The organism is Taklimakanibacter deserti (assembly GCA_003574785.1).
In genome coordinates, this window is the sequence record QORU01000026.1 from 15,332 (window position 1) to 41,037 (window position 25,706).

The window sequence follows — 25,706 nt, forward strand, 5'->3', positions numbered from 1 at the left end:
TCGAGATTCTAACCCCTTGATATTGCTGGAGTGGGTAATTTTTTCAAAAATTCCCTGATATTCCCTGCAAATCCCTGAAACGGGCCGTCCCTAGCGGCGATGCATCACTTGCGGCGTCGCCTCGGGAAGTCTGAGCGCCAGCAGGCCTTGCCGGCGCAGCGTGTCGAGCCTGGCGAGCTTCTCCGGCAATCGGGCCGGGCGCTCGCCCCATTCCTCGTAGAGCGCCTGCGCATTGCGCAGCAGCCTTTCGGGCGAATCCCAGGCAGCGAAAGGCGTGGCCTGGAATTTGGCGCTGAGCAGGAGATCGGCAGCCGCCGCATCGGCGCGCCTGCCCTGCCTGCGGCGGCGATCGAGCTCCTCCTGGATGAGCTCCCAATAAGCGAGCTGCAGCTCGACATCGGCGCGCGTCGCGAGCGGCCCGTGGCCGGCGACGATGACGTCGGCATCGAGGCTCAGCACCTTGCGTAAGGCGCCGGTGATGTTGGCGACCGGCCCCGCCCAGACCACCGGCGTTGAGGAGGTGAAGACGATGTCGCCGGCATAGAGCACTTTCTCGCAAGGGACGAAGATCATCGCATCGCCCGGCGTATGCGCCGGTCCCATTTCCATGAGCACGACGTCGATGCCGTTGAGCGTGATGGTCCTCTCGCCGGAAAAGCCCTGGTTCGGCGCGACGATATGGATGCCGGTGAAATCGTAAGGCGCCACCATCGCGCTCACATAATGGCCAAGGACGTCGATGCCCGCCACCGGCAGGATTTTCATCACGCGCGCCGCCCTGGCGAGAAGCTGCATCGTCTTGGGCTCGACATGATGCATATGGCCGATGCAGGCATGGGTGGCGATGATCGGCACATTGCCGAAGAGCTGGTTGCCCCAGCAGTGATCGCCATCGGCATGGGTATTGATGACGCTGTCGACCGGCGAGCGCGCCAGAAGGTCGGCCGCGCCGTCGAGAAATTCATGCGCGCAACGGAGGTCCCAGCCGGTGTCGATCACGATGCTTTTACCGCCGCAGTCGATGAGGCCGAAATTGGTTTCGCCCCACGAACCGTTCGGCACCATCCAGGCATAGGTCTTGGGACTGAGGCGATAGAGGCCTTCGCGGAATTTCGCGCGTTCGCCGAAGCGCGTCACGTTGCGGTCGGGGCCGTTGAGCCAGGCAGCCTTGCGCATCGCCTCGCTCATCAGACGATCCGGTGGACGATCTCGCCCACCTCCTCGATGACGAGCCGCAATTCATCGCCGCTCTCGAGGAGGCGGCCCGCTTCCAGGCCGGAACCGCCAGGGAGCGTGCCGCTCGCGATCAATTCGCCCGGATGCAGCGGTTCGTCGCGCGAGAGATGCGCCAGCACTTCGCCGATGGAATAGCGCATGCCCGCGGAGCCCGGCGTCGAGACGAGTTTGCCATTGATCTCGACGCGGGCCTTGAGTGCATCGATTTTCGGTAAGATGGCGTCGGCCGTGACCATTGTCGCCGACATGGAGTTCAGGAAATGCTTGCTCTTCTGCGGTCCGAAGCCCGAGCGCATTTCGGCGCGCTGCACGTCGCGGGCGGAAAAGTCGTTGACCACGACGAAGCCGCCCACCGCCGCGAGCGCCTCTTGCGGTGTCGCGTTGAGCAAGGGTTTCGCCAGCACCCAGCCGAGCTCGAGCTCGTAATCGAGCGCCTTTGTGTAGGACGGTATTTTGACCGGCGTGCCGCTTGGCACAATGGTGAGATGATTGCCGAAATAATAGACCGGTTGCCGGGCGAGGAGCTTCGGCGGCCGGAAGGCGGGAAAGATCGTGCCGGTCAGCTTTTCGTAGAGTGCCGTCACCTGGAACGCCGCCGGCATGAACCGCCGGACATAGCCGCGCGAGGACTGGACCCAATGATCTTCGTAGAGCAGCACGTCGCGAAAGGAGCGCGGCCCGAAGGGCAGGATCTCCGGCCCTTGCGTGAGCGGTGGCGGCAAGGCCGTGAGCCAGCCGAGCTGCAACGCCGCGGCCTCGCTTTCGGCCAGTTCGGCCCAGGCGCCATCCCTCTCGATCTGAAGGACGCTGCCACCTGGCCGATATTCGCGACGTATCTTCATTTCACTGTCGGCTTGAGGATGCGTGTCAGGATTTCGCGCAAGACCGGTCCCTGATCGGTTGGATCGAAATGTGGATCGAGCGCCGCGCGGCCGAAGGCGCCGTCGATCATGGCGGCAATCCAGGTCGCGTGCTTGTTCATGTCGAGCGACGCATCGATCTGGCCGCGCGCCCCCGCCTTCTTGAGGAGATCCATCAAGGCGGCATTAGCCTCTGCGTCGCGGCGCGCTGCAAGCCGGCCGATCGCCGGATTGCGCATCGCCTCGGCGAAGATTTCGATGCCGATCTGGCGATGGACCGGTTCAACCACCTTGGCGAGACGTTTTTCCATGAGCTTGCAGATTTCTTCGAAGAGATCCTCGGCCTGGCTGGCTTTCTCGTGGAGTTCCGCCGTCTCGCGCCGATCCCGCTCGACGATCGCTTCGATGATGGCATTCTTGGTCTTGAAATAGTGGAAGAGATTGCCGGGGCTCATTTGGGCCTCGGCGCAGATCTCCGCGGTGGTCGTCTTGTGGAATCCGCTCTTGGCAAAGCAGGTGACGGCGGCGTCCAGGATTTGGCGTTTCCTGGCCTCGTATTTCTGGGAGTCGACTTTTCGCATGATCTGCTTGCGGGCTAAAGCTCGGTCCGGACGTCCCACAATTCGGGGAACAGCACGACTTCCAGCATGCGCCGCAGATAGGCGACGCCGGATGTCCCGCCGGTGCCGCGCTTGAAGCCGATGACGCGCTCGACCGTCGTCACATGATTGAAGCGCCAGCGGCGGAAGTAATCTTCGAAATCGACCAGCTTCTCGGCGAGCTCATAGAGCTCCCAATATTGCGCCGGATCGCGATAGACCCTGGCCCAGGCCGCCTTGACGCTGTCATTGCGCTGATAGGGCTCGGCCTTGTCGCGCTCGAGCACCGTTTCGTCGATGGTGAAGCCGCGCCGCGCCAATATGGCGATGGCTTCATCATAGAGGCTGGGCTTGCGCCTGATGCCGTCGAGCCAGTCATAGAGCTCTTGCCGGTGCTCATGCGGCTTCAGCATCGCAACATTCTTGTTGCCGGCGAGATATTCGATGGCGCGATATTGATAGGATTGGAGCCCCGAGGACTGGCCGAGACTCGAGCGGAAATGCGTATATTCGCTGGGCGTCATGGTGCGCAAGACATCCCAGGCGGAATTGAGCTGCTCCATGATGCGCGCCACGCGCGCCAGCATCTTGAAAGCGGGCTGCAGATCATCACTGGCAATGGCGCGCGCCGCGGCGCTCAATTCATGGATGGCGAGCTTCATCCATAATTCGGAGGTCTGGTGCTGGATGATGAACAAAAGCTCGTCATGCGCCTGCGACAAGGGCTCTTGCGCGTTCAATATCCGGTCGAGCTTGAGATAGTCGCCATAGGACATCCGGCTCGTGAAATCGGTGAGCGCCCCGTCCTTTTTCGGATCGAAGGGCTCGGTGCTCATGTGACTTGGGCCTTCTTCTTGAAATCGGCGCGGTCCCACAGGCCTTCGGCCAGCACGCGCTCGAGGATGTGGGCGGCGTCCCATACATCGGCGAAGCCGATATAGAGCGGCGTCAGGCCGAAGCGGATGATGTCGGGCGCGCGGAAGTCGCCGATGACGCCATGGGCGATGAGCGCCTGCATGACGGCATAGCCGTCGGTGCAATGGAACGACACCTGGCTGCCGCGCCCCGCGGCGTCACGCGGGCTCGCGAGCTTCAGCCCATGGGAAGCGCAGCGGCCCTCGACTTCGGAAATGAAGAGATTGGCCAGGCGGACGGACTTGTCGCGCACCGCCTGCATGTCGACGCCGTCCCACACATCGAGGGCGGAATCGAGCGCGATCATCGACAAGACGCCCGGTGTCCCGGCCCTGAGGCGATCGATGCCTTTGGCCGGGCGATAATCGAGATCGAAAGCGAAAGGTGCCGCATGTCCCATCCAGCCGGCAAGCGACGGCTCGACTCTGTCCTGGAGATCGGGCCGCACATAGACAAAGGCCGGCGCCCCCGGCCCGCCATTGAGATATTTGTAGCCGCAGCCGACCGCGAAATCGGCATGGCCATCCGTGAGGTCGACCGGGAAAGCACCGGCCGAATGACAGAGATCCCAGATCGCGAACGCGCCCGCCTGATGCGCCTTGGCTATGAGCTTCTTCATGTCGTGCCGGCGTCCGGTGCGGTAATCGACCTCGGTGAGCATGAGCACCGCGAGATCGTCGCCGATGGCGCCTTCGACCGATTCCGGCTCAACGATGCGCAATTCCCACGCGCCGCCCAAGGCCTTGATGACGCCTTGCGCGACATAGAGATCGCTCGGGAAATTGCCGCTGTCCGAGAGGATGACATGGCGCCCCGGCTTCAGCTTGAGCGCCGCGGTCAGCACTTTCACCAGGTTGATCGAGGTCGAATCCGCAGCGATCACGGTGCCGGGCCTGGCGCCGATGAGCCTGCCGATCCGGTCGCCCAGCGTGCGCGGCAGATCGAACCAGCCATGCGCGTTCCAGCCGCGAATGAGGCTCTGGCCCCATTCCTCGCTGACCGCGTTGCCCAAGCGCTTCGCCACATGGCGCGGCAAGGGGCCGAGCGAATTGCCGTCGAGATAGATGGTGTTTTGGGGAATGACGAAGAGCTCACGCCGCGCGCCGAGCGGATCGGCTCGGTCCAGCGCCTCGGCTTCCTCGCGGGTGATCATTTGCGCGCCTCTTCGTCGCGGAGGGCGAAGCGCTGCAATTTGCCGGTCTGGGTCTTGGGCAGCGTGTCGCGGAACTCGATGCGGCGCGGATATTTGTAGGGCGCGATTTCTCTTTTCACATGGTCCTGCAACGTCTTCACCATTTGCGCATCCCCCTTGTGGCCGGATCTCAGCACGATGAAGGCCTTGGGCACCATGCCGCGCTCCTCATCGGCAACGCCGACGACCGCACATTCGGCGATCGCCGGATGGGTCAGAAGCGCATTCTCGATCTCGGGTCCGGAGATGTTATAGCCGGCCGAGATGATCATGTCGTCGGAGCGGGCCTGGTACCAGAAATAGCCCTCTTCATCCTGGGTGAAGGTGTCGCCGGTGATGTTCCAGCCCTTTTCGACATAGTTGCCCTGGCGCGGATCGTCGAGATAGCGGCAGCCGATCGGACCTTTGACGGCGAGGCGTCCGGGCGTGCCGCGCGGCACCTCGTTCCCCTCGGAATCGATGATCTTCGCCTGATAGCCCGGCACCGGCAGGCCGGTCGAGCCGGCGCGGATCTTCTCTTCCGGCGCGCCGATGAAGATGTGCAGCATCTCGGTGGCGCCGATGCCGTCCATGAGCTTGATCCGGGTCGCTTCGTGCCAGGCCTCGTATACCGCCTTGGGCAAAGTCTCGCCGGCCGAGACGCATTTGCGCAACGAGCCGCAGGATCCGGGCTTGAGCCTCGCCAGCATGGCGCGATAGGCGGTTGGCGCGGTGAAGGTGACCGTCGCCTTGTGCTGGTCGATGGCGGCGATGAGATCGTCCGGTGTCGCCTTTTCGAGGAGGATGGAGGAGGCCCCGACCCGCATCGGGAAGACGACGAGGCCGCCCAGGCCGAAAGTAAAGGCGAGTGGCGGCGAGCCGATGAACCGGTCGCTGTCTCGGGCCTTGAGCACATGCTTGCCATAGCCGTCGGCGATGAGGAGCACGTCGCGATGGAAATGCATCGTGCCCTTGGGCTCGCCCGTCGTGCCCGAGGTGAAGCCGATCAGGCAGACATCGTCCGCCGCCGTATCGAAAGCGGTGAACTCGGGCGAAGCTTTGCGCATCAAGGCTTCGAGCCCCCGGTCTTCGGGGCTGTTGAAATAGACGATGCGCTGGAGAGCGGGCGCCAGCGTTCTCGCCTTTTCCATTTCCTCGGCGAGCCTGACGTCGCACAAAGCGAGCGTGATCCAGGCCTTGTTGATCGGGTAGGCGAGCTCCTTGGCGCGCAGCAACGGCATGGTGGCGACGGCGATGCCGCCCGCTTTCATGACGGCGAGATAGGCGGCGACGAATTGAGGGTTGTTGGCCGAGCGCAGGAGCACGCGGTTGCCGCTCTCGAGGCCGAATTCCTTGACCAGCACATTGGCGATGCGGTTCACGCGCTCCGCCAGCATGCCATAGGTGACGGTCTCGGCTCCGGTGATCAGGCAGGGACGATCTTGCCAGTCTTTGGCGAGCCAGCGGTCGAGGAGCTCGGTCACGCAATTGAGCCGCTGGGGATAGCGATAGTCGGAAAGCTCGAAGATCAGATCAGGCCATTGCCCAGCCGGCGGCAGATGATCGCGGGCGAATGTATCGACATAGGCACTTGGAATCATTGCATCCAATCCTCGCGGGTTTAGTGCGAATAATCGCGGCCGCTTCGATAGTTTAATTCTAAAATAATTGCCTTCAATGTCAATCGCGCTATCATAAACCATAACGATGATCATGGAGGGGACTACCGATGGCCCGCAGGCCCAACCGCATGTTCGACAAGGATCAGTTTCTCCTGGGCACATTCGCGTCCAACTGCTCGAGCGGCATGACCGTGACCAAGGTCGAGGAGCGCTGGGACAACAGCTGGGACAACAATCTGAAGCTGGCGCGGCTCCTCGATCAGGCGGGGATCGACTTCATGCTGCCGATCGCGCGCTGGATCGGCTATGGCGGGGAGACGAACTTCCATCACAATGTGCTGGAGACGATCACCTGGGCGGCGGGCCTCCTCAGCTCTACACGCGACATCACGGTCTTCGCCACCATCCACACCGCCGCCAATCACCCGGTGGTCGCCGCCAAGCAGCTCGCCACCATCGATCACATCAGCAATGGCCGCATCGGCATCGGTCTCAATATCGTGGCGGGCTGGAACAAGCCCGAATATGAAGCGCTCGGACTCACTCTGCCGGACAAGCATGAGGTGCGCTACGGCTATGCGCAGGAATGGTTCGACATCGTCAAGGCGCTGTGGCGCGAGGACCAGAGTTTTGACTGGGACGGCACCTATTTCCAATTGAAGCAGGTGCTGGGCGCGCCAAAACCCTTGAGCCCGGTGCCGATCATCAATGCGGCGGGATCCGGCGAAGGGCGAAACTTCGCCACCCGCAATGCCAATTTCCTGTTCACGCCCGCCATCGATCTCGCCCGCTCGAAGGACGAGATCGCAGAGCTCAAGGCGATGGGAGAGAGCAATGGCCGCCATATCGACGTGCTCACCTTCTCGCATGTCGTCTGCCGGCCGAAGGAAGAGGACGCCAAGGATTATCTCGAGCACTTCGGCCGCAAGCACGCCGATTGGGAGGCCGTCGACAATTTGGTGCGCCTGCAATTCGCCCATGCGCAGTCCTTTCCGCATGACCTGCTGGCTTTGATCCGCGACCGCATGGCGGCGGGCCATGGCGGCTTCCCGCTCGTCGGCACGCCCGAGCACGTGGCGGAAGGCATCATCTCGCTCCATGAAGCGGGCTTCAAAGGCACGACCTTGTCCTTCGTCGACTATGTCGAGGAATTCCCCTATTTCCGCGACACCGTTTTGCCGATCCTGGCCGAGCGGGGCCTGCGCCACGCGCATCAGGAGGTCGCCGCGGCGTGAGCGGTTTGACGGAGCGGAATGGCCGCCATTGGAAATCGCTTTAGACTTGAAATAATTTCCGTCTCGCCCCTACAATCGCCAAAAGCGAGCGATTGGAATGTCGGAACAGAGAGCACTCGTCACAGGCGGCAGCCGGGGCATTGGCCGCGCCATAGCGCTGGCGCTCTCCGCCTCGGGCTATGAGGTGACGATCATGGGCCGCTCGGAAGAGGCTTTGGCCGGAGCGATCGCCGAAGGCGTGGCGCGGAAATCGCGCGCCGTCGATGTCACGGACGAGGCTGCCTTGCGCCAGGCGGTGGCGGAAACCGGCCCCTATCACGTGCTGATCAACAATGCCGGAGCGGCCGAATCGGCGCCGCTCGCGGCAACCGACCTCGCCCTCATCCGCCGCATGATGGCGGTCAATGTGGAGAGCGCTTTCACCGCCTCGCGCGCGGCTCTGCCCGGCATGAAGAAGCTCGGCTCGGGCCGCATCATCAATGTCGCTTCGATCGCCGGCCTCAAGGGCTATGCCTATGTCTCGGCCTATTGCGCGGCGAAGCATGCCGTCATCGGGATGACGAAGGCGCTGGCGGCCGAGCTCGTCAAGTCGAACATCACCGTCAACGCCCTTTGTCCGGGCTACACTGACACCGATCTCATCGCCAATGCGGCCGACGCCATAGCCCAGAAGACCGGTCGCGGCACCGCCGAGGCGATCGACCATTTTGCCAAGACCAATCCGTCCGGCCGATTGGTCACGCCGGAGGAAGTCGCCAATGCGGCTTTATGGCTCGTCTCCGAGGGCGCCTCTGCCGTGACCGGCCAGGCGATCACCATCGCCGGAGGTGATCCATGACCGACGAGCCCCTGTGGATCGATGCCGAAACGACGGTCTCGGCAAGGCCCGCCGATCACAAGATGGAGCTGCGCCTGTGGCTCAGGCTCTTCTCCTGCTCGCGCCTCATCGAGAACGACATCCGCCGCCATCTCAATGGCGAATTCGAATTCAGCCTGCCGCGCTTCGACATCTTGGCGCAGCTCGACCGCGCCGATGACGGCCTGGTGCTGGGCGAAGTGTCGAAGCGGCTGATGGTCTCGGCCGGCAATATCACCAGCCTCGTAGACGGCCTGGTGAAGTCGGGCCACATCACCCGCACCACCTCGAGCGGCGACCGCCGGGCGCAGGTCATCCGCCTCACCGATAAGGGCCGGCGGGAATTCCGCCGCATGGCCAAGGTGCACAGCGACTGGATCGCCGCCTATTTCGAGCATATGTCGCAAAAGGACATCGACAGGTTGATGGACCTTCTGGCGGTGCTGAAGGAGTCGGCGCGCCGCAGCATCATAGCGAAGCAGGATTCATGAACCGCACACATGCGATAGCGCCGCCCTTGCGCGACTACACAGCCCGCCATGTGCTGCTCGCCGTCGAAGGCGGCATCGCCCATATCACGCTCAACCGGCCTGAGAAAAAGAATCCGCTCACTTTCGACTCCTATGACGAGCTCACGGCGATCTTTTCGGCGGCGCGCAAGGACGACGGCGTCCATGCTTTCGTGATCTCGGGCTCAGGCGGCAATTTCAGCTCCGGCGGCGATGTCTTCGAGATCATCGGGCCCCTGACCCAGATGAATGTGCCGCAATTGCTGCGCTTCACCGAGATGACCGGCGATCTCGTCAAGACGATGCGCGCCTGTCCCCAGCCGATCATTGCCGCAATCGACGGCATTTGCGCCGGCGCCGGCGCCATCATCGCCATGGCGTCCGACATCAGGCTCGGCACCGCTGAGGCGAAGGTGGCCTTCCTGTTCAACCGTGTCGGGTTAGCCGGCTGCGACATGGGCGCTTGCGCCATGCTGCCGCGTCTCATCGGCCAGGGCCGCGCCTCGGAACTGCTCTATACCGGCCGGTCCCTCGGCGGCGCCGAGGCCGAGCGCTGGGGCTTCTTCAACCGGCTCGTCGAGCCTTCGGCCATTCTCGAAGAGGCGCTGAGGCTCGCGGGCCAGATCGTCCAGGGCCCGACCTTCGCCAATGGCATGACCAAGCGCATGCTGCAGGCCGAATGGGCAATGAGTATCGACGATGCGGTGGAGGCGGAAGCCATTGCCCAGGCGCTGTGCATGAAGACCGAGGATTTCAAGCGCGCCTATGAGGCATTCGCGCAAAAGCAGAAACCGGTCTTCAAGGGCGATTGAGCGATGGCCGATCAAAGCTTCCTCACCTGGCCGTTCTTCGAAAAGCGGCATCGCGACCTCAGAAGCGAAATGGAGGATTTCGCCAAAAGCGTCGTCCCGCCGCTCATCGACCACCACGATCCGGATGCCTCCTGCCGCAAGCTGGTCAAGGCGCTCGGCAAGAGCGGCGTCTTGCGCCATGCGGTGACGGCACCCCATGGCGGGCTATCGGAAAAGTTCGACGTGCGCTCGCTCTGCCTCATTCGCGAGACATTGAGCTACGCCGACGGACTGGCCGATTTCGCTTTCGCCATGCAGGGCTTGGGCACCGGTCCCGTCACTTTGTTCGGCACCGAGGAGCAGAAGCGCCAGTGGCTTCCGCCCATCGCCGAGGGCAAGGCGATCTCGGCCTTCGCTCTGTCTGAGCCGGAAGCAGGCTCCGATGTCGCAGCGCTTGCCTGCAGCGCCAGGCCGGACGGCAATGACCATGTCGTTATCGAGGGCGAGAAGACCTGGATATCCAATGGCGGCATCGCCGATCGCTATGTCGTCTTCTGCCGCACCGGCGAGGCGCCGGGCGCCCGTGGCCTCTCGGCTTTCATGGTCGAAGCCGGCACGCCCGGCCTCACCATCGCCGAACGGCTCGAGACCATCTCGCCTCACCCCTTGGCAAGGCTTCGCTTCGAGAATTGTCGCGTGCCCATTGCCAACCGCATCGGCCAGGGCGGCGAAGGTTTCAAGATCGCCATGGCGACGCTCGACATCTTCCGTTCGAGCGTCGGCGCCGCCGCTCTGGGCTTCGCCCGCCGCGCCCTCGATGAAGCCCTCGCCCATGTGACGAGCCGGCGCATGATGGGCGGCGTGCTCGCCGACCTGCAGATTGTGCAGGGCCAGCTTGCCGATATGGCGCTCGATGTCGATCAATCCGCCTTGATGGTCTATCGCGCCGCCTGGACCAAGGATCAGGGGGCGGAGCGCATCACGCGTGAGGCCGCCATGGCGAAATATACCGCGACCGAGGCGGCGCAGCGCGTGATCGACACGGCGGTGCAGCTTTTCGGCGGGCTCGGCGTCAAGAGCGGCTTGCGGCCCGAACAGCTCTATCGCGAGATCCGCGCCTTACGCATCTATGAAGGCGCGAGCGCCGTGCAGAAGGTCATCATCGCCCGCTCGCTTCTTTCCGGCAAAGCCTGAGATCATGACGACATCCCCCGTAACGCTCACGCGTGAAGACGGCATCGCCGTCATCACCATCGACAACCCGCCGGTGAATGCCCTTTCGCAAGCCGTGCGGCAGGGACTCTTCGACGCCGTTCAGGCGATTGCCGCCGATGCCGCGATCAAGGGCGTCGTCCTCGCCTGCGCCGGCAAGACTTTCGTCGCCGGCGCCGATATCCGTGAATTCGGCAAGCCGCCGGTGCCGCCGATGTTGCGTGACGTGATCGCCGGCCTCGAAGCCCTCGACCGGCCGGTCGTCGCCGCCATCCAGGGCACGGCCTTGGGCGGCGGATTTGAACTGGCGCTCGGCTGTCATCATCGCGTGATGGACGCGCGCGCCTTTGTCGGCCTGCCGGAAGTGACGCTCGGCATTATTCCGGGCGCCGGCGGAACCCAGCGCTTGCCGCGCCTCATCGGCATGGCGGCCGCCATCGACATGATCACGTCCGGCCGGCGCGTCGATGCGGCGGAAGCATTGAAGCTCGGCATCGCCGATGCCGTCGCCGAGAATGACCTTCTGTCAGAAGCCAAAGCAAAATTGGCTTTGCCCGCTTCACGTCTCTCCAAGCGCACGCCGCCGGCAACATCACCCGAGGTCTTCGCGCAGGCGCGCAAGCAGATTGCCGCCAGGTCGCGCGGACAGATCAGCCCCTTGCGCGCGCTCGATCTTTTGGAAGAAACAGCCACGGCGAGCTTCGATGCCGGCATGGCGCGCGAGGCCGAGGTCTTCGTGGGCTTGCGCAATTCGGACCAGGCCCAGGCACTGCGCTATGCCTTCTTCGCCGAGCGCGAGATCGCGAAAATCCCCGAGGCCGACGCCAAGCCCATGACCGTTGCGCAACTGGGTGTCGTCGGCGGCGGGCTGATGGGCACCGGCATCGCCGCCGCAGCCCTTCTCGCCGGATTGCCGGTCACGCTGGTCGAGCGCGATCAGGCCTCGGCCGATCTCGCCAGGGAACGAGCCCTGGGCTTGCTCAAGGCCTCGGTCGAGCGCGGCAAGCTCAAAGCGTCCGACTATGATGCCATCGCGGCGGGCCGGCTCCGCACCACCGCCGCCTATGCCGATCTCGCCTCCGCCGATCTGGTGATCGAAGCGGCTTTCGAGGACTTAGGCGTCAAGCAGGCGATTTTCCGCGAGCTCGACAAGGCCGCGAAGCCGGAGGCGATCCTCGCCAGCAACACATCCTATCTCGATGTCGGCGCGATCGCCGAGGCGACAAGGCGGCCGGGGAAAGTCATCGGCCTGCATTTCTTCTCGCCCGCCCATATCATGAAATTGCTGGAAGTGGTCGTGCCTGAAGGTGCTACGCCTGAGACCGTGGCGACGGGCTTCGCGCTTGGTCGCAAGCTCGGCAAGATCGCGGTCAGGGCGCAAGTCTGCGACGGCTTCATCGGCAACCGCATCCTCTCGGCCTATCGCAAGCAGGCCGAATATCTGATGGAGGACGGCGCGGCGCCGGCGGAGATCGATAAGGCTTTCCGAAATTTCGGCCTGCCCATGGGCGTGTTCGAGATGCAGGACATGGCAGGGCTCGACATCGTCTGGGCCAATCGCAAGGCGCTCAGCGTCAGGCGCGATCCCCGGGAGCGCTATGTCCGCATCGTCGATCTCATTTGCGAGCGCGGCCGCTTCGGCCGCAAGACCGGCAGCGGCTATTATAACTATGCGAACACGCCTCCCACGCCGGACGAAGAAACCCTCGCCATCATCGCCGAGGAGCGTCGACGCAAAGGCATATCACCGCGCAAATTCACCGCCGATGAGATCATGGACCGCATCCTGCTGGCCATGATCAATGAAGGGGCGCGCATCCTCGATGGGGGCATCGCGCTGCGTGCGAGCGACATCGATGTGGTCATGGTCAACGGCTATGGCTTCCCGCGCTGGCGCGGCGGGCCGATGTTCATGGCCGACGAGATGGGCATGGCTGAGGTCCTGCGCCGCATCGAAGCTTACGTAAAGGACGATGCTTATTTCTGGAAGCCTTCCGCTCTGCTCAAGCGTCTTGCGCAAACTGGCGATGGTTTTCGCAGCACAGCGATCCGCTTGACCGCGAATTAGATGTGTTCCTGGCCACCTGATTGTGCGATAGTGCGCTATCGTCAGAATCATGCATTCGACGACTGAGAGCAGACTTCGCTCCCGCTATGCAGAAGGAGCGGAGAGAATGGTAAGCCGCACGGCCAGGGAATCCAAAGCGCAGTCAACCCATGTTGCGGCGATGCGGATCATCGAAGCCGAAAAGGCGCAGCAGCAACTGAAAACTGCTCGCTTGCGCAAATTGCGACTGGCGCGGCAGGGGGAAGCCGATAAGAAGGACAGATCACCAGAAGCAGGCACTGCCTTGAGCGGCGGGGCCGTCCGAGATTGATGGCGCCTCTCGGAATCTCTTAGGATTGGAACAAGAATGATTGAACCTGTCACGAAGGATATAGGGCGCGAGGTGCTTTACACGGGCACGCGGGGACGCGATCGAACCGCCAAAGTAGGTGTGATCACCAGCTTCGATCTGCATTGCGTCTATGTGCGCTATGGCCAGCACACCACATCCGAGGGCAATCGTCGTCAGGATCTCGAATGGGTCGAGACACAACCAAACTGGACCGCGCCACGAATTAGTGCCGCCTGACAATTATTTGTGCTTGCACATCTGGGTGAAAGCGCCCATATGGGGTGCTTCGAGTTTCGGCCGCATTGATTATCGGTCGCGCGCAGAGGGCAAAAGCCCGGCGCCAACTGACGACCTCTCTCCTGAACATCGATCGTTTAAGCGGACGCGATGATGCGTTCCCGCGACGCCTGTCTTATGAAAGGTACAATCATGCAGGTAGGAACTGTTAAGTTCTTCAATACTCAGAAAGGCTTCGGCTTCATTCAGCCCGAAGACGGAAGCAAGGACGTTTTCGTCCATATCAGCGCCGTCGAGCGGTCCAATATGGGCACGCTCAGCGAAGGCCAAACGGTTCGCTTCGAGCTGGTCACCGACCGCCGAACGGGCAAGACCTCCGCCGGCAATCTGGAAAGAGCGGCTTAGAGCATCGGCCCGAAAAGTGTGCACGGTTTTCGGATAAGCCGATGCGCAAAACGCTCTAACGCTGCTGTTGGCAGGGCAGACCGCGGATGTACCGGCTGTTCTGCCACTTGCTTCCTTGGTGATTTGATGGGGCTCGAGCCCGAGAGGTGCGCATGCAGGTGTTCGTACGCGACAACAATGTCGACCAGGCGCTCAGGATCCTGAAGAAGAAAATGCAGCGCGAGGGTCTCTTCCGCGAGATCAAGAAGCGTGCTGCCTATGAGAAGCCGTCCGAGCGGAAGTCGCGCGAGAAAGCCGAGGCGATACGACGGATAAGAAAGCTGGCGCGCAAGAAAGCCCAGCGTGAAGGGTTGCTGCCGGCGCCCAAGCCGAAAGAGAAGCCGGCACGGCCGCGCGACATCTTCCGTTCACCGCAACCCGCCAAAACTGCCGCGGCCCCAGGCACACCGCCCGAGGCGGCGACCTGATCTGCGCCACGGCCCCGTTGGGTCGATCTCGTGCGCTCACACTCCTCGCGCCGGGCGAAATTCCAACGGACCATGCGCGAGGCGCTCCACACCAATCATTCGATGCGTCGGGTCTTGCCGGATCGAAGCCGATCTGCGCTTCCCGCAGAAACGCCTATCTGAGCAGTTCATCGGGAACCATGTTTCCCTCGCTATCCGGTCTCGGCTCCAGAGCACCAATTTAGAGAGGAACGACGTTTGGCACCGCTACCCAACTACAGGCAAAACCGGATGGACCGGACACGCGCCAAGAACAGAAAGGCGCAGGAAAAGCAGGCGCGCCGCGATGAGCGGCGCAAATCGCATCAGGCCGAAGAAGAAAAGCCGGACGCCAGCGAGAAAACGGCGAAGGAGCCGGAATAATGGGAAAGCGAAGAACGCGTGTCACGAACGACTTCATACTGTTCGACATAGTCTATGAGGACGGCACCAGGTCGTCTCGGCGCAAGATACCCGCTGCGCATGTCGGGGGATTTGACGGCGACAAGGCCGTTGGTGCGCTGATCGAAGAGCAGGATCGCAAGATTGCCGAGATGTCCGGTGTGAGGCGCGGTCCGGTCAAATCCTTCGTCAGATCGCCCGGCCAGTGATTCTACGAGATTTGCCCAGGAAGGGACATGACATGTATGATGTATATCGGCACGCCGTGCGGAAGCAATTCCACCTGACGGTGCTTCAGGGTACCGAACTGCCGGAAAAGGCATCTGGTGCAATGTGGCTGCTGCTTGCCAATCGCAAGCTGGTCCCAAAGATTGTCCGTGATGAGATCGGCCGGGCGGGCTACTGCGTCACCAGACCGAAGCGACGGATGGGATAATCCGGAAGATCGCAATCTGGATCCATAACCTCGGGGCCTCATCGCGCTTTAGCTGCGGCTGCGCAGAGACTCGGGATCATAGGGCGACTCTGCGATCACCTGGGCCTTGCGCCTTTCCGCAAGGATGGGCACTTCGAGCTCGGTCCCGACCGTGCACAGCTCGACCGGCAGCAGAGCCAACGCCACATCATGACCGAGCGTGTGGGCGAAGCCGCCGGAGGTTATCCGCCCGACCAGCCTGCTCTGATGATAGACGCTCTCATGCGCCAGCGTGCTTGCGCCTTTGGTCTCGATCTTGAGCGTCACCAGCCGTCGCACAATGCCGCTCAACTTTTGCTGGACGAGCGCATCGCGGCCGATGAAGTCGCCTTTGTCGAGGGCAATGAAGCGGTCGAGACTGCTTTCCCACGCCGTCAGCTCCGGGTTCATGTCGCGATACATGGCCCTGAACGATTTTTCGAGTCTGAACGATTCGAGCGCGTAGAGTCCGACCAGCCGGAGTCCATGCACTTGTCCGGCGGCCATCAGCTCATCCAGCAGATGCCGCTGATAGCTGAGCGGATAATAGAGCTCCCAGCCGAGCTCACCTTCGTAGTTGACACGCAGGATGCGTACATCGCTGGCAAGCCCAACCGTGCCTGAGCGCAGGCTGAACCACGGAAATGCCTCGTTGGACAGATCGATTTCCGTCACTGCCTGCAACACGTCGCGGGCCTTGGGCCCGACGATGGTGAAGCAGCCGCGATCATTGGTGACATTGCGGAGCTCTACGCCGCCGTCGTCGGGCACGAGTTTCGACAGGTCGTCGAAATTCCAGCGCTCAGCGCGTGGTGTAGAGATGAGGTAGAAAACATCGTCGGCGAGGCGCGCCACCATATATTCCGCCTGGACGCCGCCGCTCTTCGTCAGCTGATGGCAGAGCTTCGTCCTGCCGGCCTTCGGAAGGCGATTGGCGAGGATGCCATCGAGCCATCTTTCGGCAGCGGAACCACTGACCTCGAATTTGGTCATCGGCGAAATATCGACCAGGCCGACGCCGTTCCTGACCGCATGGACCTCCTCGCCGATATATTTGTCGTAAGGCGTCCAGCGCCAGCTATAGCTGTCGGGCAATTCGACGCCTTTGGGCGCATACCAATTGGCGATCTCCCAGCCATTGAGGACGCCCCATCGGGCGCCGAGCGCCGTCAGGCGGTCATAGGCGGGACCGGTCTTCTGCGGCCGCGCCGCCGGCAGGCTTTCGCCGGGATAGTGGAGAAGAGCATGCGTGCCCCAAGCCTCGCGCACCTTCTGCCGCGTCCAGTTCTTGTTGGCATGATCGCCGAAGCGGCGTGGATCGAGGTCCGACACATCGAGGCTGTTGCCGCCTTCGACGATGCGCTCGGAAAGATAATAGCCGATGGCCCCGCCCCACAGGATTCCGCCGGGCACACCCTCGGCGAGCCACACATTCTTGAGGCCCCAGGCCTGCCCCATCAGGGGCAACTCGTCCGCCGTCATCTGGAAGGGACCGCGAACATTGGCCTTGATACCGGCCTTTCCGAGGACGGGCAGCAATTCGACGGCGCGCTCCCAGTTCACCGAGACGGAATCGAAATCCTCTTCCAGCAGATCGGCGCCGAACCACTCGGGCACGCCGTCTTCGGCGAAGAGCTTCAGCTTTTCGGTGCGCTCATAGGGCCCGAACATCAGCCCGTCGCCTTCCTGGCGGACATAGCCTTCGACATCCTCGTCCCTGAGGATCGGCATTTCGGGAAGGCCCTTCTGCTTGCGCTCGATAAGCTCGGGGATGGCGTCGGTGATCCAATATTGATGGATGATGGGGATGGCCGGAATGTCGAGCCCCAGCATGGCACCCGTCTGCCGCGCATAGTTGCCGGTGGCGCAGATGACATGCTCGCAGGTGATGTCGCCCTTGTTGGTCTTGATCTTCCACTCGCCGGAGGGCGTCCTCTCGAAGCCGCGGACCTCTGTCTCGAGATAGACCTTGGCGCCGCGGTCGCGCGCCCCCTTGGCCATCGCCTGCGTCACATCGGCCGGCGCGATGTGGCCGTCATCGGGATTGTAGAGCGCGGCCAGCATGCGCTCACCGGTGACGAGCGGCCAGAGCTTGCGCGCCTCCTCCGGGCTCATGAGCTCGGCCCTGGTCCCTTGCGCTTCGCAGACGCTCATATAGCTCTTGAACTCATCGAGCCTTTCGCGGCTGTTCGCCAGGCGAAGCTGGCCGCATTTGTGCCAGCCGACGCTCTGCCCCGTATCGGCTTCGAGACCCTCATAGATCTCGATCGTCTTGGCGATCATGCGGCCGATATTGAAATTGCGCGTATAGGACGGCACCAGGCCGGCGGCATGCCAGGTAGAGCCCGCGGTCAGCTGCGTCCGTTCGAGGAGGGCTATGTCCGACCAGCCTCGTCGTGCGAGACCATAGAGGATTCCCGCACCCACGCACCCGCCGCCAATGACCACCGCTCTTGCATGCTGCTGCATCAGATTTTTCCCACACTGCTCCTGGTTTGCCTAGCCAATCTCAGCATGGCCGACAAGGCATGGAAAGCTAGGGAACGACCGCCGTCGCCTCGATCTCGACCAGCGCCTTGGGCTCGACCAGGCGCGTGACCTCGACGGTCGCCATCGCCGGGTAGTGTTTGCCGATGATCTCGCGATAGGCGGCTCCCAGGCCTTGCGGATCGGCGAGATATTGCTCGACCGAGGTGACATACCAGGTGAGGCGCACCAGATGTTCCGGTCCCGCGCCCGCTTCCTCCAGCACCGCCCTGATATTGAGGAGTGTCTGGCGTGTTTGCGGCACGAAGCCTTCGGGGAACACGCCCGCTTCGTTCCAGCCGACGAGGCCGCCGGTGAAGATGAGCCGGCCTTCCGCCAGGATGCCATTGGCATAGCCCCGGGGTCTGGGCCATCCCTTAGGCTGCAGGATGCGATGCAAGGGCGCTGCGCCCGCATGCTTCTTCACGTCGTTCATGTCACGCGCTCCCTTCATCCAGCGCATGACGTTTCGGCCGCGCCTTGGTCTGCAATTCCATCTGTTTCTGCCGGGTCCGCTCCTGCTCGCGGAAGACCTGATTGCGTCCCGGCAGATATTGCTTGGGCCAGCCCTGCTCGCGTGCGCCATACCAGGCCTGCGCCTGATGGGCGAAATAGGGGTTCCACAGATGCGGCCGCGCCAGCGCCACCAGATCGGCGCGACGGGTGTGGAGGATGGTGTTGACTTGTGCGGGCTCGGTGATGGCGCCGACCGCCATGGTCGCCATCTTCGGCACATTGCGGATCGCCTCGGCGAAAGGCACTTGATACATGCGGCCATAGACGGGCTTCTGGTCGGGCACCGTCTGGCCGGACGAGACATCGATCAGGTCGCAGCCCGCCGCGCGGAACGTCTCGGCAATGACGAAGAGGTCGGCCTCGCTGACGCCACCCGGCTTCCAGTCGGAGGCCGAGATGCGCACCGACATCGGCCGTTCAACGGGCCACGCCCTGCGCATCGCCTGGAACACTTCCAGGGGGAAGCGCAAGCGGTTCTCGATGGTGCCGCCATATTCGTCCTGGCGGTGATTGGTGAGCGGCGAGATGAACGAGGCGAAGAGATAGCCATGGGCGCAATGGAGCTCGAGCATATCGAAGCCGGCGCGCGCGGCGCGCTCCGTGGCGGAAACGAACTCGCACCTGATGCGCTCCATGCCGGCGCGATCGAGCTCGGCCGGCAGATCGCTGATCGCTTCGAAATAGGGGATGGGCGAGGCCGAGACCAGGGGCCAGTTGTCTTGCGCGTCGGGCAGCGGATGATCGGCATCTTCCCAGCCCAGTTGCGTCGAGCCTTTGCGCCCGGCATGGCCGAGCTGCATGCAGATCTTCGCATCGGAATTCGCATGGACGAATTCGACGATGCGCTTCCATTGCGCCTCATGCCCGTCCGTCCATAGACCGGTACAGCCGGGCGTGATCCGCGCATCGGGCGACGGACAGGTCATCTCGACGAAGATCAAGCCCATGCCGCCCAGCGCATGCGAGGCATAGTGCACAAGATGCCAGTCGGTCAGATTGCCCTGGGCATCGGCGGAATATTGCGCCATGGGCGACATCACCACCCGGTTCACGACCTCCATGTCGCGCAGGCGGAATTTGGTGAACATCGGCGTCGGCCGCGATTCGCGGTAGTCATAACCGGTCTCGCGGTAATAGCGCTCATACCATTCGGTATCGGCCTTGGCGACGAAGCCCGGGTCGCGGACCAGGAGATTGTCATAGGTGATCGTCTTGGCGCGGCACATGACCACCATGGCGAATTGCATCGGCTCCATGTCGAAGGAGCGTTTCATATGCTCGAACCAGGCAAGCGACACATCGGCATTGTGCTGGACGATCTGGCAGGGCGTGCGGCGCGCCGCGTCATAGGCGGCGAAGGCCTCCTTCACGCTTGTCTCCGCATGCTTGACGGTCGCTTCGGACAGGCCGATGGCGCATTCCATGGCGAGCTTGGTGCCGGAGCCTATGGAGAAATGCGCCGAGGCCTTGGCGTCGCCCAAGAGCACGATATTCTTGTGCGACCAGTTCTCGCAGAAGATGCGCGGGAAGCGCCGCCAGTGCGAGCGGTTGAGCAAGAGCCCGTGCCCGTCGAGCTCTTGGGCGTAGAGAGCTTCGAGCTTGGCCCTCGAATCCTCTTCATCGGTCTCCTTGAAGCCGTGGCCATGCCAGCAGGCTTCGTCCATCTCGAAGACCCAGGTCGATTTGCCCTTCTCATATTGATAGGTATGGGCGCAGATCACGCCATGCGGCGTCTGCTTGAAGAAATAGTTGAATTCGTCCATCGGCCGGGTCGAGCCCATCCAGCAGAAGCGGTTGGCCTTGAGCGACACCGTCGGCTGGAAATGCTCCTTATAGTGCTCGCGGATCACCGAATTGATGCCGTCCGCCGCCACCACGATATCGGCCGATGAGCACAGCTGCTCGATCTCTTCCGGATCGATGCGGCGGCTGAAGGTCAGATGGACGCCCTCCTCGCGGCAGCGCGCATGCAGGAGCTTGAGCAAAGTGATGCGCGACAGGCCGCAGAAGCCATTGCCGCCGCAGCGCGCCTCATGGCCTTTGTAATGGATCGCGACATCGTCCCAATAGGCGAACTGCTTGCGGATGCGCGCATAGGATTGGGGATCATGGCACAGGAATTCATCGAGCGTGTCGTCGGAGAAGACGACACCGAAGCCGAAGGTGTCGTCATCCCGGTTCTGCTCGATGACCTCGATGTCCCAGTTGGGCTTCGCCTTCTTGGTCAGAAGGGCGAAATAGAGGCCGCCGGGTCCACCGCCAATCACCTTGATCCGCATCATTCAGTCTCACGCGTTCGGGCTTATTTCGCCGGATCCTTGGGCGACCATAATATCGTGCCGCCGTCTTTTTCATACGCCATGCCCTTGGGATAGCTGATGGCCTCGAACTGCAGGCCCCAGGGCGCCATGAAATAGAGAATCGACTGGCCGGCCGCCGGACCCTGATCGACCGGCAAGGGTCCCATCATGGTCTTCACATTGTTGGCCTTGAGATAGTCGGCCGCCGCCTTGATGTCATCGACATAGAAGGCGATGTGATAGCCGCCGATATCGCTGTTCTTCGGTGTTGCGTCCTTCTGGTCGGGCGATGAATATTGGAAGAGCTCGATATTGGAGCCATAGCCGCAGCGCACCAGCGAGATCTGCTCGATCTTGGCGCGCGGATTAACGTTGAGCAGATCCTGCATGAAGGTGCCCTTGTCGTCGGAAAAAGGCCCGAAGGTCATCGCATGCTGGCAGCCCAGCACATTGGTGAAGAAATCGAGCGCCTGCTTGATGTCGGGAACCGTGACGCCGGTGTGGTCATGGCCGCGAAGGCCCGGCAGCGATCCGGCCATCGCAGGCGTGATGAGGTAGAAGGCAAGCGACAAAGATGCGGCAAATCTTTTCAGCATGATGCTTCCTCCGGGACAGGCCGGTGCCGGGCCGGTCCGTTGTCTCGCGAACGGCACCTGGGAAATTACTATAGAACTAAAATAATTCCCGAACAATGCTATAGGTCTAAACTAATTCTTGCGCGCGCCGCCTCACCACCGCATTTCCCCTACCCTTGCGGGGAGGGTAAATTCCATCAAAGGCTCTCCACCGTCTTGAGCGCGCCTTCGAGGGCATTGCCGTTCTCGTCCTTCAGCGCCGCTTCGCGCAGGCGGCGCAGCCATTCGGCGCCGTCATCGCGCCCCTCCAATATCGGCAGCGCCGAGAGCACGCGATCATAGCGCGACAGCCCGCGTACATGGGTGTCGCTGTAGCCCTTGATCAGCCTCCGGCAGCGCAGCACCTCGACGGCGAGATCGTAGTTTCCCCGCGCCAGCCTTTCGACCTCACCGAGCCAGTGCGCGAGATGCGCCTGCTCCACTTCATGGCGCAGCAGCTTGCGGCGGAAGCGTGAGAAGCCGCCCAATATATAAAGTATGGTGAACCAGAAGATCGAATCGGTGCGTACTTGGCGGCCGCGATTGACCAGACGATCCATCGCCTTGAACAGGCGCGGCCGGTTTTCGATATAACGACCGAGGCGGGCCGGCAGCATGCCGCACACTTCCTCCATGCGCGGATGCATGAATTCGGTGAGCTTGAGCAGCTGGCCGTCGCGCAGCCGCATCTCCTTGCGCACCTGCGCAAAGCGGCGACTCTGTGTTTTTATCCGCGCGACTCGGATGACATCGTCATAGGCCATGGCATTGGCGATGTATTTCGCGGCCTCGCGCGTCAAGGCGCGACCCTTGCCGTCGCCGCCGAGATCGTGGTCGAGGGCCGAGATCCGCACCAGGCGGCTCAGATATTCTTCGCCATAGGCGATGTCCTGGAACTCCACCACCTTGGCGAGGCCGGCGCGGGCCATCTCCTGGGCCTCGGGCGGCATCGCGTCCTTGACGCGCAGCACGAGGTCCTGGTAGCGCGCCGTGAGCTGGTCGGGCCCTTTGGTGATGGAAAGCTTGGGCTTCTTTTCGGGCGGTGCCGCCGGCACCGGCGCCAGGGCCGCATCGAAGGCTTCATGGAAGGCCCTGAGGCTCGCCTCGATGCCCTTGCCGCCGCTCCGGATCGTCGCTTCGAAACCGTCGCGGCTGAAGGGCAGCACGCCCGAGGCCGCCAGCGCGCCAAACAGGCTTGCCGAGATCACGCTGCCGTTTCTGACCGCGATCCGCTCGAGATCGGCGGCGATGAAGCGCCGCGCCGTCTTGCGCGCCGTCTCGATGACCTGGCCGCCATCGCTGATGCCGTCACCCGGTACGACTTTCTCCGACACGGCATAGGCGCGGTGCGACGAAGCGATCAGGGTGGTGCGCTCCGGCGTCACCAGGCCGCGCATCATGGCGCGCCCGGCCTCCATGAGCTCGGCGGCAAGCACGATGTCGACATCGCCGGGCGACGGCATCAGCGCGAGGATCGGCGTCTTGCCGCGATCGGGCACCATCTCGATATAGTAGATCGTGGCGCCGGTGCGCTGCGCGACACCCGGCACCGAGGTCGCCTGCGCATACCAGCCGTTTTCCTCGGCGAGATGCACGATCCAGTCCGACACCACGCCGCCACCTTGCCCGCCGACCGCCAGGATCGCGAGTTTGATGATCTGATTCTGGCGTGACGCCTGAATATTCACGGGGCTTGCCCCACTTTCGCGAAGCTGAGCGACTTCCGGTCGCGCCGTCTCTGCAGCCAGGAGATGACTGTCCGCCGCATTAAGGACACGAAACGCTCGAACAATCCCGGATTGTTGACGACATCGGCGCGATAGAAGGAGGGACACAGCACCGCGGCGTCGGCGACCTCGCCGCAATTGCCGCAGCCGACGCAGGACTGGTCGATCGATGCCACCGGATCGTCACGCAAAGGGTCATCGAGCTTCTTCACGCTGAGCGAGGGACAGCCTGACAGCCTGATGCAGGCGTGATCGCCGGTGCACACATCCTCATCGACGCCGAAGCGCGGCTTCACCACCCGCTTGCCGTCATGGATCGCCTTGGCTAACAACGGCCTCTCGCGCCTTTGCTTGTTGAGCATGCATTCCGACGAAGCGACGATGACCTTGGGCCCTTTCTCCTTGGTGGTCAGCGCCTCGCGCAAAGTATCGCGCATGCGTGTGACGTCATAGGTGCGATCGATCCGGCGCACCCAACTGACGCCCACCCCTTTGACTGCATCCTCGATCGGATGTTTCGTCGAGCGTGTCCGGTTGTTGGCGCGCGAGGACAATATGTCCTGCCCGCCGGTCGCCGCCGAATAGTAATTGTCGACGACCAGGATGACGCCGTCGCTCTTGTTGAAGACGGCGTTGCCGACGCCCGACGCAAGACCATTATGCCAGAAGCCGCCATCGCCCATGATGGCGATCGAGCGCTTCTTCGCCGGCACGTTGAAGGCGGAGGCCGAGGCGGGACCCAGGCCATAGCCCATGGTGGTCGCCCCGATATTGAAGGGCGGCATGATCGAGAACAGATGGCAGCCGATATCGGCCGCGACATGGTGGGGCCCGAGCTCCCTCTCGACCAGCTTCATGGCCGAGAAGATCGGCCGCTCCGGACAGCCGGTGCAGAAGCCGGGTGGGCGCATCGGCACGACCTGCGCCAGATGCGAGACATCGGGCGGCGCTACCGGCGCATTGGGCAGACGGATCTTGGCGATGAGGAGCTCCGGCGCATGGGCGCGCAGGAATCCCGACAGGCCGTCGAGCATCACCTGCCCGGTATATTCGCCGGCCATCGGCAGGAAATCCTTGCCATGGAGCCGGGTCGGGGCGGCGGCCTTGTGCAGCATATGGCCGAAGGCCTGCTCGAGATGATCGGGCTGGCCCTCCTCGACGACCAGCACCGCGTCCTTGTCCGTGCAGAAGCCGAGGAACTCGTCATCGACCAGCGGATAGGTGACATTGAGGATGTAGAGCGGCACCATCGATGTGCCGTAGAGGTCGGCCAGTCCCAGACGCTGCAGCGCCCGGATCACGCTGTTATACATGCCGCCCTGCAGCACGATGCCGACCTTGCCGCGCTTCGGTCCTGTCATCTCGTTGAGCTTGCGCGATTTGATGAAGTCGATCGCCGCCGGCCAGCGCTTCTTGACCTTCTCCTGCTCATGCAGGAAGGACGCGGGCGGCAGCACGATGCGCTGCGTGTCGCGGCGCGGCGCCTCGAGCGCTTCCGCCACCGACATGAGGGGGCGCTGATTGTCCTTGGCGATGAAGCGGCCATGCACATGGCAGGACCTGATCCTGACTTCCAGCATCACCGGCGTGTTGGTCGCTTCCGAAAGCGCAAAACCGTCTTCGACCGCCTTCACGATCGCTTCCAGATTGGGCTTGGGATCGAGCAGCCAGATCTGCGATTTCATCGCGAAGGAATGGCTGCGCTCCTGCATGATGGAAGAGCCTTCGCCGTAATCCTCACCGACGATGATGAGCGCACCGCCAGTGACGCCGCCGGAAGAGAGATTGGCGAGCGCGTCGGAGGCGACATTGGTGCCGACCGTCGATTTCCAGGTCGCCGCCCCGCGAATGGGATAGTGCACGGAAGCCGCGAGCGCCGCCGCGGCTGCCGCTTCGCTGGCGCTCGCTTCGAAATGGACTCCGAGCTCGCCCAATATGTCCTGCGCATCGGCGAGCACGTCCATTAGGTGCGAAATTGGCGCGCCCTGATAGCCGACGACATAGCCGACACCGCATTGCAGGAGCGCCTTGGTGATGGCGAGGATGCCCTCGCCGCGGAACTCCTCGCCGGCGCCGATCTTGAGTTGCTGGACTTCTTTTGCGAAGGAACGTTCGGCCATAGTGAGCCTCCGTCAATCTTGGTTCATATTCTGCAGCATCTTATGCAGGACGGAAATGAAGCTTTCATATTCGGCCTCGCTGACGCCGGCGAACACGTCGGAATAGCGCCGATACATGGCGGGCCAGAATTTGGCGAAGAGCTGCCGGCCCTCTTCCGTCAGATAGACCTCGCGCACGCGCAGATCCTCCTTGCGCGGCCGGCTCTTGATCAGCCCCTGCTCCTCCATCGCATCGAGGGTGCGGCTCATGGTCGACTGCTCGGTGATCGTATGCAGCGCCAGGTCGTTCGCGGTCATGCCGGGCGTGATCGAGAGCACGGCGAGGGTGCGCATCTTCGCGGTGGTGAGGTCGAAGGACTTCAGCACCTCCAGCATGTCGGCATTCCAGCGCGCCGAAACGCGGTTGATGAGATAGGGCGCGAAATGATTGAGCCCGATCTCGCCGATCGATGGCGTAGCGTCCTGATCGGCATTGGCCGGCTTGAGCAAGGCAGTTCCGAAGCGCCCGACCATGG

At 62.7% G+C, this 25,706-nt stretch carries 26 protein-coding genes; 13 read left to right on the top strand and 13 right to left on the bottom strand.

Annotated elements, in window-relative coordinates; translation table 11 throughout:
• Positions 1 to 90: 90 nt before the first annotated feature.
• The 6 genes from DS839_RS34270 to DS839_RS34295 are packed head-to-tail and all read right to left on the bottom strand — an operon-like array spanning position 91 to position 6,382.
• Positions 91 to 1,188, bottom strand: a complete 1,098-nt coding sequence (locus DS839_RS34270; protein WP_119275054.1) for an MBL fold metallo-hydrolase — start codon at positions 1,186 to 1,188, stop codon at positions 91 to 93.
• On the bottom strand, positions 1,188 to 2,078 hold the full coding sequence (locus DS839_RS34275) for a fumarylacetoacetate hydrolase family protein (protein ID WP_119275055.1): 891 nt from the start codon (positions 2,076 to 2,078) through the stop codon (positions 1,188 to 1,190). The genes DS839_RS34270 and DS839_RS34275 overlap by 1 nt, the downstream gene beginning before the upstream one ends.
• Positions 2,075 to 2,677, bottom strand: a complete 603-nt coding sequence (locus DS839_RS34280; protein WP_119275056.1) for a TetR/AcrR family transcriptional regulator — start codon at positions 2,675 to 2,677, stop codon at positions 2,075 to 2,077. Before DS839_RS34280 ends, DS839_RS34275 begins: the two co-directional genes overlap by 4 nt.
• Positions 2,678 to 2,691: 14 nt before the next feature.
• Positions 2,692 to 3,531 (bottom strand): tryptophan 2,3-dioxygenase, encoded by an 840-nt coding sequence (kynA, locus tag DS839_RS34285; RefSeq protein WP_119275057.1) that lies wholly within the window; start codon positions 3,529 to 3,531, stop codon positions 2,692 to 2,694.
• Positions 3,528 to 4,763 carry a kynureninase gene (kynU, locus tag DS839_RS34290; protein ID WP_119275058.1) on the bottom strand — a complete coding sequence of 412 codons (1,236 nt, stop codon included), beginning with the start codon at positions 4,761 to 4,763 and terminating at the stop codon, positions 3,528 to 3,530. The genes kynA and kynU overlap by 4 nt, the downstream gene beginning before the upstream one ends.
• A complete protein-coding gene (locus DS839_RS34295; RefSeq protein WP_119275059.1) occupies positions 4,760 to 6,382 on the bottom strand; it encodes a benzoate-CoA ligase family protein in 1,623 nt (540 codons plus the stop codon). The genes kynU and DS839_RS34295 overlap by 4 nt, the downstream gene beginning before the upstream one ends.
• 128 nt (positions 6,383 to 6,510) lie before the next feature.
• Here DS839_RS34295 and DS839_RS34300 point away from each other — a divergent pair, with 128 nt between their 5' ends.
• The 13 genes from DS839_RS34300 (at position 6,511) to DS839_RS34350 (ending at position 15,370) form a co-directional block, all read left to right on the top strand.
• Entirely contained in the window at positions 6,511 to 7,638 is a 1,128-nt protein-coding gene (locus DS839_RS34300) for an LLM class flavin-dependent oxidoreductase (RefSeq protein WP_119275060.1), read from the top strand.
• Between the two features lie 97 nt (positions 7,639 to 7,735).
• A complete protein-coding gene (locus DS839_RS34305; RefSeq protein ID WP_119275061.1) occupies positions 7,736 to 8,476 on the top strand; it encodes an SDR family NAD(P)-dependent oxidoreductase in 741 nt (246 codons plus the stop codon).
• On the top strand, positions 8,473 to 8,985 hold the full coding sequence (locus DS839_RS34310; RefSeq protein WP_368912080.1) for a MarR family winged helix-turn-helix transcriptional regulator: 513 nt from the start codon (positions 8,473 to 8,475) through the stop codon (positions 8,983 to 8,985). Before DS839_RS34305 ends, DS839_RS34310 begins: the two co-directional genes overlap by 4 nt.
• Positions 8,982 to 9,815 (top strand): enoyl-CoA hydratase family protein, encoded by an 834-nt coding sequence (locus DS839_RS34315; protein ID WP_119275062.1) that lies wholly within the window; start codon positions 8,982 to 8,984, stop codon positions 9,813 to 9,815. Before DS839_RS34310 ends, DS839_RS34315 begins: the two co-directional genes overlap by 4 nt.
• A 3-nt stretch (positions 9,816 to 9,818) precedes the next feature.
• The gene (locus DS839_RS34320) at positions 9,819 to 10,988 is read left to right on the top strand and encodes an acyl-CoA dehydrogenase family protein (RefSeq protein ID WP_119275063.1); all 1,170 of its coding nucleotides are present in this window, start codon (positions 9,819 to 9,821) and stop codon (positions 10,986 to 10,988) included.
• Between the two features lie 4 nt (positions 10,989 to 10,992).
• Complete coding sequence (locus DS839_RS34325; RefSeq protein WP_119275064.1) at positions 10,993 to 13,074, top strand: 3-hydroxyacyl-CoA dehydrogenase NAD-binding domain-containing protein; 2,082 nt, start codon at positions 10,993 to 10,995, stop codon at positions 13,072 to 13,074.
• A 106-nt stretch (positions 13,075 to 13,180) separates the two neighbouring features.
• A complete protein-coding gene (locus DS839_RS34330) occupies positions 13,181 to 13,384 on the top strand; it encodes a hypothetical protein (protein ID WP_119275065.1) in 204 nt (67 codons plus the stop codon).
• A gap of 36 nt (positions 13,385 to 13,420) precedes the next feature.
• Positions 13,421 to 13,642, top strand: a complete 222-nt coding sequence (locus DS839_RS36775; protein WP_162918996.1) for a hypothetical protein — start codon at positions 13,421 to 13,423, stop codon at positions 13,640 to 13,642.
• Positions 13,643 to 13,834: 192 nt separating this feature from the next.
• Positions 13,835 to 14,047: a cold-shock protein gene (locus tag DS839_RS34335; RefSeq protein ID WP_119275066.1), complete on the top strand. Its 213-nt coding sequence runs from the start codon at positions 13,835 to 13,837 to the stop codon at positions 14,045 to 14,047.
• A gap of 152 nt (positions 14,048 to 14,199) precedes the next feature.
• Positions 14,200 to 14,514 carry a 30S ribosomal protein S21 gene (gene rpsU / locus DS839_RS34340; RefSeq protein ID WP_119275067.1) on the top strand — a complete coding sequence of 105 codons (315 nt, stop codon included), beginning with the start codon at positions 14,200 to 14,202 and terminating at the stop codon, positions 14,512 to 14,514.
• A gap of 270 nt (positions 14,515 to 14,784) precedes the next feature.
• Positions 14,785 to 14,916, top strand: coding sequence for a hypothetical protein (locus DS839_RS37105; protein WP_368912081.1), 132 nt, complete (start codon positions 14,785 to 14,787; stop codon positions 14,914 to 14,916).
• Positions 14,916 to 15,143, top strand: coding sequence for a hypothetical protein (locus DS839_RS34345; RefSeq protein WP_119275068.1), 228 nt, complete (start codon positions 14,916 to 14,918; stop codon positions 15,141 to 15,143). The genes DS839_RS37105 and DS839_RS34345 overlap by 1 nt, the downstream gene beginning before the upstream one ends.
• A gap of 32 nt (positions 15,144 to 15,175) precedes the next feature.
• A complete protein-coding gene (locus tag DS839_RS34350) occupies positions 15,176 to 15,370 on the top strand; it encodes a hypothetical protein (RefSeq protein WP_119275069.1) in 195 nt (64 codons plus the stop codon).
• Between the two features lie 48 nt (positions 15,371 to 15,418).
• Here DS839_RS34350 and DS839_RS34355 read toward each other — a convergent pair whose 3' ends face one another.
• From DS839_RS34355 to DS839_RS34385, 7 genes are all read right to left on the bottom strand, one after another.
• On the bottom strand, positions 15,419 to 17,857 hold the full coding sequence (locus DS839_RS34355; protein WP_119275070.1) for a GcvT family protein: 2,439 nt from the start codon (positions 17,855 to 17,857) through the stop codon (positions 15,419 to 15,421).
• Between the two features lie 67 nt (positions 17,858 to 17,924).
• Positions 17,925 to 18,350, bottom strand: a complete 426-nt coding sequence (locus DS839_RS34360; protein ID WP_119275071.1) for a RidA family protein — start codon at positions 18,348 to 18,350, stop codon at positions 17,925 to 17,927.
• 1 nt (position 18,351) lies between these two features.
• Entirely contained in the window at positions 18,352 to 20,709 is a 2,358-nt protein-coding gene (locus DS839_RS34365) for an oxidoreductase (RefSeq protein WP_119275102.1), read from the bottom strand.
• A gap of 23 nt (positions 20,710 to 20,732) precedes the next feature.
• On the bottom strand, positions 20,733 to 21,326 hold the full coding sequence (locus tag DS839_RS34370; RefSeq protein WP_119275072.1) for a VOC family protein: 594 nt from the start codon (positions 21,324 to 21,326) through the stop codon (positions 20,733 to 20,735).
• A gap of 176 nt (positions 21,327 to 21,502) precedes the next feature.
• On the bottom strand, positions 21,503 to 23,032 hold the full coding sequence (locus DS839_RS34375; RefSeq protein ID WP_368912083.1) for an indolepyruvate oxidoreductase subunit beta family protein: 1,530 nt from the start codon (positions 23,030 to 23,032) through the stop codon (positions 21,503 to 21,505).
• Positions 23,029 to 25,191, bottom strand: a complete 2,163-nt coding sequence (locus tag DS839_RS34380) for a thiamine pyrophosphate-dependent enzyme (protein ID WP_119275073.1) — start codon at positions 25,189 to 25,191, stop codon at positions 23,029 to 23,031. Before DS839_RS34380 ends, DS839_RS34375 begins: the two co-directional genes overlap by 4 nt.
• Positions 25,192 to 25,203: 12 nt before the next feature.
• Positions 25,204 to 25,704 carry a MarR family winged helix-turn-helix transcriptional regulator gene (locus DS839_RS34385; protein ID WP_119275104.1) on the bottom strand — a complete coding sequence of 167 codons (501 nt, stop codon included), beginning with the start codon at positions 25,702 to 25,704 and terminating at the stop codon, positions 25,204 to 25,206.
• Between the last annotated feature and the right edge of the window lie 2 nt (positions 25,705 to 25,706).

What these genes read in the sequence shown, in the direction of transcription:
- DS839_RS34270 (WP_119275054.1), bottom strand. Translation starts at nt 1,188, where the DNA reads ATGAGCGAGGCGATGCGCAAGGCTGCCTGGCTCAACGGCCCCGACCGC.
- DS839_RS34275 (WP_119275055.1), bottom strand. Translation starts at nt 2,078, where the DNA reads ATGAAGATACGTCGCGAATATCGGCCAGGTGGCAGCGTCCTTCAGATC.
- DS839_RS34280 (WP_119275056.1), bottom strand. Translation starts at nt 2,677, where the DNA reads ATGCGAAAAGTCGACTCCCAGAAATACGAGGCCAGGAAACGCCAAATC.
- kynA (WP_119275057.1), bottom strand. Translation starts at nt 3,531, where the DNA reads ATGAGCACCGAGCCCTTCGATCCGAAAAAGGACGGGGCGCTCACCGAT.
- kynU (WP_119275058.1), bottom strand. Translation starts at nt 4,763, where the DNA reads ATGATCACCCGCGAGGAAGCCGAGGCGCTGGACCGAGCCGATCCGCTC.
- DS839_RS34295 (WP_119275059.1), bottom strand. Translation starts at nt 6,382, where the DNA reads ATGATTCCAAGTGCCTATGTCGATACATTCGCCCGCGATCATCTGCCG.
- DS839_RS34300 (WP_119275060.1), top strand. Translation starts at nt 6,511, where the DNA reads ATGGCCCGCAGGCCCAACCGCATGTTCGACAAGGATCAGTTTCTCCTG.
- DS839_RS34305 (WP_119275061.1), top strand. Translation starts at nt 7,736, where the DNA reads ATGTCGGAACAGAGAGCACTCGTCACAGGCGGCAGCCGGGGCATTGGC.
- DS839_RS34310 (WP_368912080.1), top strand. Translation starts at nt 8,473, where the DNA reads ATGACCGACGAGCCCCTGTGGATCGATGCCGAAACGACGGTCTCGGCA.
- DS839_RS34315 (WP_119275062.1), top strand. Translation starts at nt 8,982, where the DNA reads ATGAACCGCACACATGCGATAGCGCCGCCCTTGCGCGACTACACAGCC.
- DS839_RS34320 (WP_119275063.1), top strand. Translation starts at nt 9,819, where the DNA reads ATGGCCGATCAAAGCTTCCTCACCTGGCCGTTCTTCGAAAAGCGGCAT.
- DS839_RS34325 (WP_119275064.1), top strand. Translation starts at nt 10,993, where the DNA reads ATGACGACATCCCCCGTAACGCTCACGCGTGAAGACGGCATCGCCGTC.
- DS839_RS34330 (WP_119275065.1), top strand. Translation starts at nt 13,181, where the DNA reads ATGGTAAGCCGCACGGCCAGGGAATCCAAAGCGCAGTCAACCCATGTT.
- DS839_RS36775 (WP_162918996.1), top strand. Translation starts at nt 13,421, where the DNA reads ATGATTGAACCTGTCACGAAGGATATAGGGCGCGAGGTGCTTTACACG.
- DS839_RS34335 (WP_119275066.1), top strand. Translation starts at nt 13,835, where the DNA reads ATGCAGGTAGGAACTGTTAAGTTCTTCAATACTCAGAAAGGCTTCGGC.
- rpsU (WP_119275067.1), top strand. Translation starts at nt 14,200, where the DNA reads ATGCAGGTGTTCGTACGCGACAACAATGTCGACCAGGCGCTCAGGATC.
- DS839_RS37105 (WP_368912081.1), top strand. Translation starts at nt 14,785, where the DNA reads ATGGACCGGACACGCGCCAAGAACAGAAAGGCGCAGGAAAAGCAGGCG.
- DS839_RS34345 (WP_119275068.1), top strand. Translation starts at nt 14,916, where the DNA reads ATGGGAAAGCGAAGAACGCGTGTCACGAACGACTTCATACTGTTCGAC.
- DS839_RS34350 (WP_119275069.1), top strand. Translation starts at nt 15,176, where the DNA reads ATGTATGATGTATATCGGCACGCCGTGCGGAAGCAATTCCACCTGACG.
- DS839_RS34355 (WP_119275070.1), bottom strand. Translation starts at nt 17,857, where the DNA reads ATGCAGCAGCATGCAAGAGCGGTGGTCATTGGCGGCGGGTGCGTGGGT.
- DS839_RS34360 (WP_119275071.1), bottom strand. Translation starts at nt 18,350, where the DNA reads ATGAACGACGTGAAGAAGCATGCGGGCGCAGCGCCCTTGCATCGCATC.
- DS839_RS34365 (WP_119275102.1), bottom strand. Translation starts at nt 20,709, where the DNA reads ATGCGGATCAAGGTGATTGGCGGTGGACCCGGCGGCCTCTATTTCGCC.
- DS839_RS34370 (WP_119275072.1), bottom strand. Translation starts at nt 21,326, where the DNA reads ATGCTGAAAAGATTTGCCGCATCTTTGTCGCTTGCCTTCTACCTCATC.
- DS839_RS34380 (WP_119275073.1), bottom strand. Translation starts at nt 25,191, where the DNA reads ATGGCCGAACGTTCCTTCGCAAAAGAAGTCCAGCAACTCAAGATCGGC.
- DS839_RS34385 (WP_119275104.1), bottom strand. Translation starts at nt 25,704, where the DNA reads ATGGTCGGGCGCTTCGGAACTGCCTTGCTCAAGCCGGCCAATGCCGAT.